General features: G+C 35.6%; 5 protein-coding genes and 2 pseudogenes. All 7 read right to left on the reverse strand.

All coding sequences use genetic code 11. From position 1 onward, the window contains the following. A partial coding sequence (locus DMP16_RS06545; protein ID WP_255446823.1) for an ABC transporter substrate-binding protein occupies positions 1-1,452 on the reverse strand: 1,452 nt, incomplete at its 3' end. 310 nt (positions 1,453-1,762) lie between these two features. Next, positions 1,763-3,013 (reverse strand): TldD/PmbA family protein, encoded by a 1,251-nt coding sequence (locus tag DMP16_RS06550; RefSeq protein WP_342764248.1) that lies wholly within the window; start codon positions 3,011-3,013, stop codon positions 1,763-1,765. Then, positions 3,005-3,259, reverse strand: a pseudogene (locus DMP16_RS11560) (ATP-binding cassette domain-containing protein); the annotation flags it as partial. The pseudogene DMP16_RS11560 and the gene DMP16_RS06550, both read right to left, overlap by 9 nt. Then, a complete protein-coding gene (locus DMP16_RS06555) occupies positions 3,231-4,169 on the reverse strand; it encodes an ABC transporter ATP-binding protein (protein WP_069283453.1) in 939 nt (312 codons plus the stop codon). The gene DMP16_RS06555 and the pseudogene DMP16_RS11560, both read right to left, overlap by 29 nt. Position 4,170: 1 nt before the next feature. After that, positions 4,171-5,526, reverse strand: coding sequence for an ABC transporter permease (locus tag DMP16_RS06560; protein WP_143576998.1), 1,356 nt, complete (start codon positions 5,524-5,526; stop codon positions 4,171-4,173). After that, the gene (locus tag DMP16_RS06565; RefSeq protein WP_069283457.1) at positions 5,526-6,572 is read right to left on the reverse strand and encodes an ABC transporter permease; all 1,047 of its coding nucleotides are present in this window, start codon (positions 6,570-6,572) and stop codon (positions 5,526-5,528) included. Before DMP16_RS06565 ends, DMP16_RS06560 begins: the two co-directional genes overlap by 1 nt. A 12-nt stretch (positions 6,573-6,584) precedes the next feature. Further along, a pseudogene (locus DMP16_RS06570) lies at positions 6,585-7,908 on the reverse strand (peptide ABC transporter substrate-binding protein); the annotation flags it as partial.

A 7,908-nucleotide genomic window follows, 5' to 3' on the forward strand; every position in this document is an offset into this window, starting at 1 on the left:
GAGATTATATATTACAGCCATCTGAGCAGTAGTATTAGGTGATACATAAGTTACTGCTTGCTTTGATGGATTCCACCAGAGTGCATTAGTTGGCACTTTTACTGCTGAAGAGTTGGGGCTTAGGGACACTATCTTATAAGTATAAATGTAAGGTATTTGATAGCCAGATCCGGGGACATATAAATACTGTGGAGCAAATAGTCCATTAGCTATCTCATCAGTGTAAGCATCTGTGAAACCTACACCAGGATTGGCTGAGCCTTGGCTCAAATATCTAACACCTATGGTAACATTTGGATAGCTTCCATTAGCAATTTCAAGATAAGTTTGGAAGTTAAGTAGAGTCCCTTGAGCATAGCTGGGATAAACACCTGAAATCGTAGGTAGAACATACTGAGGTATTAAACTTATTCCTAAACCAATTCTAACAGACATATTTATTCCCACATTTACTATATCATTTTCTAACTGATAGTACTCTTGCTCACTAGTAAACTGACTTTGAGCCAAAATTAATGACCAGTTGTCTATCTCATTAGCTTCTTTAAGTAATAATTGAGGCTCATATTTAGAATCATTATATGTTCCAAAAGATAATCCATAATAGGATGTAAATGGAGCATCACCAGCTAAAGTTCCGTACAAACCTTCTGCTAAACCAGCATCATAATAACCATAAGTTCCTCCCCATGCCTCGATTAATATATCCCAAGTTGTATTTGCTGGATCGCTACCGTAAACAAATGAAATTTCTTTTTGCAAATTACCTTGTACTTGTTGTACAGTAAATCCCAATTTCTCCAATTGTGTAATGAAATATTCAGCATACTCACGCCTTACTGTAGCATCCGTTCTGACAAAAACATACACTACAATCGGCTTACCATTATAATACCATTTTCCATTTACATACTGTGCTCCATGAGCAGTTAACACTCTATATATAGTCTCATTAGCATAAGTAAAGTTATAATGTATATACGCATATTTAGCAAGAGTATTTTGAAGATGTAAAACATCTTGCTCGCCAGCGTATAGTGTAATTGACGGTATTCCGTAACCGTGTAAGATGTTGTCTACAAAATATGTTCTATTCACGATAAAATTAAGCGCAAATCTTACTTCTTGAAATTGGAAAGGATTAAAGCCGAAACTAGTATTTAAAGGATTAACTAGAACATCATAATAGGTTGCTGGCATCAGATAAGCTTTGGCTCCAGGTGGTAAAGCAGTGTATTCAGAGGGTGGAACGGAATAAGCATAAAACCCTATTTGCCCATGTTCAAACGCTAGTATTCCATTTGCATCATTACCATTATATGATATAATTGTTATTGACGTGGATGCCGGTAAGGAGTTGGCAGATTGGGACACTACGTATAGGGAGCTAATTAACATGGCAAATAATACTAAAAGTGACAATACTTTCCCAAATTTGTTACCAGCTTTCATCCCTTATTCATCTCAAAACTAAACTCGAGAGTAAAGTATAAAAATTTATCCGGATGAAAAGTTGCTTCATTATTCGATTTTATCAGTACAATGATAACATGCATATTTTAATTCTTATATAGTAATGATAAGATTTTCCATACTCGAAATACTTATTATTAAATATTCTACGCTTATTTTAAAAATGACAGTATAGGCTTAAATCGCTCTAAATACGACTACTAAAATTTAAGCAATATATATTCGGGATATTTTTAATAATAACGAAAATATATAATGATACAAAAAGATAATTCATAATACAAACTTCTTAAGATACGCTTAAGCCACTGATTAACAGATCACCGGTTATTATATTACGATATTGTTTAACGTTATTGCTTTCAGCTATTATACCTCTTAATAAGTTAACTAAACTGCCCGTGAGTGTAGTCTCTCTAACGCCTTCATTGCTTTTAGAAAACCACGAAACAGAAGTTACTACACTAAACTCTCCAGTATCAAAGTTACTTGTGTGAACTCCTTGAATCTCATCCACCACAAGGTAATCTTCATCCTCGCTCAGCTTCTCCCTATGCTCTATCTTTATGTTCGTCGGTGATATATAGGGAATTGATGTATAACTTCTTGCGGCCGACGCTGTAGGTTCTTTACCAGCCTTTAAAGACCAATACCAATTATTTAAAAACATCTTCACTTCATTATCTATTATAACATTAACCTTAGATTGTAATCCTTCACCATCAAATGACCTACTATAGATTGAATTGGGTATGGTGGGATCGTCAATAATCTTGAGCCCAGCATTTATTTCCATACCTTCTTTAATGCTAGATTTACCCCTATATGCGTTCTCTTGACTTACAGCATGAGCCAATAACGGACCTATGAGAATAGAAGAGGCTTTGGGAGTAAAGATTACAACGCTTAACTTCCCTCCTCTTTTGCTAATCAAATCTTCCAACTTGCTTCTTTTCTTACTTACATTGACCTTAAATTCCAAATCTCTCTTCATCTCTTCTACTATTTCAAAGGAAGGTCTTCTAGACGATTTAACCTCATGAATTTCTGGGGTTACAACATTACCATCTTTATAATTAGCAAATACCGACAAAACAATTCCGGATCTCGATTCTCTCTGATCTAAACCCTCAGTATTCACTATTCCTACTTCATTAATGTAAGACTCGCAAGTTATGTTTACAAAATTCACCTTCATATCATTAAACGATTGGATAAATTCTTTACAAACCTCAACTTTATCAAAGTCGTAATATAAGGGTATTTTTACATTAACCTTATCCCCTCTAGGGATCTCATTTGAATTATCTGCCTCAGATACCTTCCACGATTTGATTGCCCTATCTAAAAGAGACTCGCTTAAAACCGTAGAATATGCAAAACCCATTTTCTTATCTTTAAAAACTCTTAAACCATAACCTTCTTCCGTTAACTCTCTCGAACGTGATTGTCTCTCTAATTCTAGTGAATATTCATCCCTCCTCATATAAAAAATTTCAGCTGAATAGCCTAAGGATTTAGCTTTTGATAATATCTTGATATAAACCTCTCCTTTAGTTGGTTTTTGAAGACCTAGCGTAACTCTTCCTAATGTTGTCTTACCCGATCCACTTTCCCCTACTATTCCAATAATCTCTGCTCTCTTTATATTTAGCGTTATCCCATCCAATGCCTTCGTTACTAATTTACTTCCTCCAAATAAGGACTTCCTCTTAGTAAAGTATACCTTCAAATCTTTTATTTTAATTATATAATCATCAGTAGAGCCAGCAAGCAACCTCGTCACCTTCCGAAAATAGTCTAAATTTAGGTTCCTCTTTAAAACATATATCTTTAGCGAAAGGGCATCTAGTATTAAACTTACATCCCTTGGGAGGATTGGATAAATCCGGCATAAAACCAGGGATTCCTTTTATTACGTTTTTATCTAAGGTCGCAATAGACTCTATTAATAATTGTGTATATGGATGCCTAGGTTTCTTAAATATTATCTCGGACTTACCGTTTTCCATCACCTTTCCGGCATATAGAACATATATTCTATCCGCAAGTTCTGATAATAGTGCCAAATCGTGAGTTATAAATATGATTGATAGATTAAGCTCTTTTCTAAGCTTTTTAAGCAGATTAATTATTTGTGCTTGAACAACAACGTCTAATGCCGTAGTAGGTTCATCTGCAATTAAAACTTGTGGATTCAGAGCTAAAGCCATAGCTATGAACGCTCTTTGTTTTTGCCCCCCTGATAGTTCATGGGGATATTTGTCAGCTAAAGCAGGGTCCATACTAACCATTTTAAAAAGTTCTTTAACCCTCTCATCGTAATCTCCCTCCCAATCGTGGATTTTCAGAATCTCAATTATTTGATCCTTAATCTTAAAGACTGGCGTGAAACCAGACATAGAACCTTGAAAAACCATTGCTATCCTCTTCCATCTATAATTTCTTCTGAAATCACTTTCATCTAACACCAAAATATCATTTCCTTTGAAAAGTATCTTACCTCCCTCAACCTTTCCTGGAAAGGGAACTAATCTCATAATGGCATACCCTATTGTACTTTTCCCAGATCCGCTTTCTCCAGCTAACCCTATTATCTCCCCTTCTTCCAAGTTTAAGCTAACATCATCCACGGCTTTAACGACTCCTCTCTTAGTGTAAAAATAAACTTTCAAATTTTTTACTTCTAATAGCATTTTACCTCTCCCCTAATGCTACCCTCTCAATTGCAAAACCAATTAGAACAAAGGGTATTGCAACAATTACTATCATAGCTCCCGGAAACACTACCCACCACCACCAACCGTTAACTTGGGCTTGATAAGTTTCAGCTGCATCCAAAATTCCACCCCAAGTTACAATATTTGCAGGAGCGATACCTAAAAAGGCTAACGTTTGGGCTAATAATATTCCAGCTGGAACACCTAGAGCCATGTATGCAATAGTTACGGGAATAAGTCTAGGCATAAAGTGAAGAAGAAAAACTCTATATGAGGGAACACCTAATAAACTATCAGCCTCGACATAACTATTAGACTTTATAGATAGAGCCATTGACCTAGCTATTATTGCATAGAATGGCCATGATAAGAAAGCTATTAATAATGCCTCTAAAACGAGATTTGGCTCAGTTACGAATGATACAGCCACTAAAAATGGTAAAGCCGGTAATGCTAAGAATACTAGTGTAAACCACTGAATTACAGAGTCCTTATTCCCACCTAAATAACCCGAAATACCTCCTACAAATATTCCTACAAGGACGGAAACCAAAGAAGTTAATGCACCTATTTCCAACGCATTAGGAAGTCCTAAAAGTATACCTAAGTCTAGTGGCCTTCCGAAGTAATCAGTACCCATTAATCCATATGAGTTGCCCAGCAATAATATCTCAGCTTTAGTTTGGTTCATGGGACGGGAAGATATGATTTCTACCTTAACTAGATATTTTCCATCTTCTGTTACAGTTAAATTAGATTTTGGTGAATTGAATAACGCTGAAGATAATACAGTACTATTAATTATACTAGGAGTTTTTCCGGTTATTGATGTTATATAACTTAGAATGGTATTTCTGATTGACGTAAGGTCGAAAGGTATATTAAACTCCTCACTAGGAATCGTGAGTTGAATAGTACTCCCATCCGGTTTTGTCCAGTATATTACTTCCTCTATAATACTAGTGTTAGTTGATACTATAAAATAAACGTTATATGCCGGAAGAGTCTTAGTCCAATTAAAACTAAACGTAATGATATTGATATAAATGTTTTTAGATGGAGAAAAATAGGTTGTGTTTGTTGGTGAAATTTTTTGTGTAGTAAAATATTTATTAGGATAAAAAATTGAAATCCAAGACGGAGGAACGTGAGCAGGATATTCACTCCATGCTGCTGGATTATTCCAAGAAGAATAAACTTTACTTGGAATAGATAATGCTATCCCAGTAAAGACTAGCAAAACTAACAATATTATTAAACCAGCTAAACCTATTTTTGTACCAATGAATTCCTTAAATTGCTTATACAGACTAGATTCTTTCACTCTACTCATTATTCACCAACCTTAATTCTAGGATCTAATATTCCATAAACTAATTCGCCTAAAAATAAACCTATTAAAAGGACTATTGTTAGCACGTATGTTACTCCTAATATTACGGGCAAGTCATTTAAAGTTATTGCAACATAAGTTAATAGCCCAACACCAGGCCATTCAAACACAACCTCGGTAGTTAAGCTCCCACCTAAGGATCCAGCTAATGCAAGTATTGCTTGGGTAGCTATCGAGGGTGAGGCAGTTCTTAATACGTGCCTATATAGTATTCTAGAGTCGGGCAATCCCCTAGCCTTTGCAGTAATTATGAAATCTTCCTTCATAATTGATGACACTAAGCTTCTAACAATATAAGCAAATCCACCTACATTCACTATAAATATTGTGATTAAAGGTAAGGACATATGATATAATACGCTTATCCCATAATCAAATGGATCTTTAGGAGGAGGAACAGATGTCATTCCACCCGGAGGGAATACCCTTATTGCGTATGCTAAAGCAGCTATTAATACGAAGCCTAGCCACCAGGTTGGAATACTTGAATGGATTACAGCTATAATAGCAATCACTTTTTCCCAGAACCGCGACTTAGCGGATAACAATCCTATTATAGTACCTATCACAATAAATATTATTGTCGCTGTGGTAAACAGAAGAATCGTGTTAGGTAAATAATATGCTATAATAGCACTTACATCTCTGGAACCTGATGGAGCTTGTATGAAATATGCCGTACCAAAGTTAAGACGTAGGAGGTTATACATCTGAATAAAGTATTTATCTATTACAGGTTTATTTAAACCGTACGCATTTATTAAAGTCTCCTTATATTTCTCCTCGGCAAGTTGAATTTGGGTTGAGTTTAAGTTATGAGAGCTCTTCAATAATGTTTGAGCAAATTGGGCTACTTGAAAATTAATACTTTTAGCTATTATCTCTTGAAGAACGGGAAAGGTAAAAATATAAAGAATAGTTAAAGTAGCAATTAAAACAGAAAAATAAATTAATACCTTTTTAATTATATATGTTCCGAATCCCATTTACAATCACTCTTATCTTCTTCTTAGTAATAATGCTACTAGAACTATGATAATGATTACTAGAACTATGATAGCAGCTATATAGCCGACATTCGATACGGCTTTCGTTATCGTAGAAGTTATTACACTACTAATAATGCTAGTCACAGTAGAAACTGAGGAAATTACTGAGGTCACAGTGCTTACGGAAGTAGTAGTAGTAACGGTAGTAGTAGTGGAGGTGCTAGTTGTAGTACTTGTTGTCGTAGTAGTCGTAATGGCTGGAGTGACAACTATTGTGTATGTCACTGGATTTATGAGTATTGAAGTATTCTGATAAGCTGAAATACTAAGTAAATAAGATCCTGGTAAAATATCTGACGGTAACGTGAATGCAAATTGACCACTGCTATTAGTAAGTTCTCTCGTTGAACTTATTACAGTTCCATTAGGATATAATAGCTCAAGGACTACAGTAGTATTCGGAGTGGGCTGTGAAGTAGTGGTTCCTGCAGGAGTTCCCATCACAGTCCCAACTAGAGTTTCTCCGGGTGATACTGTAGGAGGAACACTCAGAGACACTGAGAACATTTCCGGAAGTGATAAAGCTTGTGTCGGTGGAATTAAGTGGAAATAGGGGCTCTTAACAAGTTTAGCGTAAGGCGGAGATGCACTCGGATTCCAAGCTACAAGAATGAATGGACCATCTCCGATCATTGCATTACCATATGTTTTCATAAAACTAATAGCTGCTTGATAACCAGCTAATGCTTGCTGTGGAGTTACTAATGTTATATTACTCAGCTTTTCAACCTGAATTAAACTCTGGGGGATATAAGTCATTGCTGAAGCATTTTGTAAAGCTGAGATTATATAGCCTACATCAGTTGGACTAACCAGGTTAAGCCAGTCTATTCCCTTAGATTGAGCAGCACCTTCAGACCACGCTGCTTTACCTTCAGCTACAACATCTTTCATACCTACGTATAATTGCCATGGGAAGTATCCTGCATAAGGCTCTTCAGCGTATCCTAACGGATTAAAGGCTAAGAATAAACCAGTAGCGGCAACATTAGGATCGAAGAACCAATCGTTACCCCATATTTCGATTGCAGTTGAATTAATAATTTTAAATCCTTTGATAGTTTGTAATCCCGGACCATAGGCAGAAGATGCCTCAGAATCATAAATTGGGTTACTACTGTTTAGTGACATTTCGGATGCAATAATGTATTGATAAATTATATCAGCCATAGTTATACTTTGTCCATCAGCCCATTTATCATTATTAAACAGTGGAGCGAGATTATATATTACAGCCATCTGAGCAGTAGTATTAGGTGATACATAAGTTACT

This window comes from Sulfolobus sp. B1, from assembly GCF_007050195.1.
Taxonomy (GTDB): Archaea; Thermoproteota; Thermoprotei_A; order Sulfolobales; family Sulfolobaceae; genus Saccharolobus.

Bases quoted from the DNA above. Each gene is read 5' to 3' on its own strand.
- DMP16_RS06555 (WP_069283453.1), bottom strand. From the start codon at position 4,169: ATGCTATTAGAAGTAAAAAATTTGAAAGTTTATTTTTACACTAAGAGA.
- DMP16_RS06560 (WP_143576998.1), bottom strand. From the start codon at position 5,526: ATGAGTAGAGTGAAAGAATCTAGTCTGTATAAGCAATTTAAGGAATTC.
- DMP16_RS06565 (WP_069283457.1), bottom strand. From the start codon at position 6,572: ATGGGATTCGGAACATATATAATTAAAAAGGTATTAATTTATTTTTCT.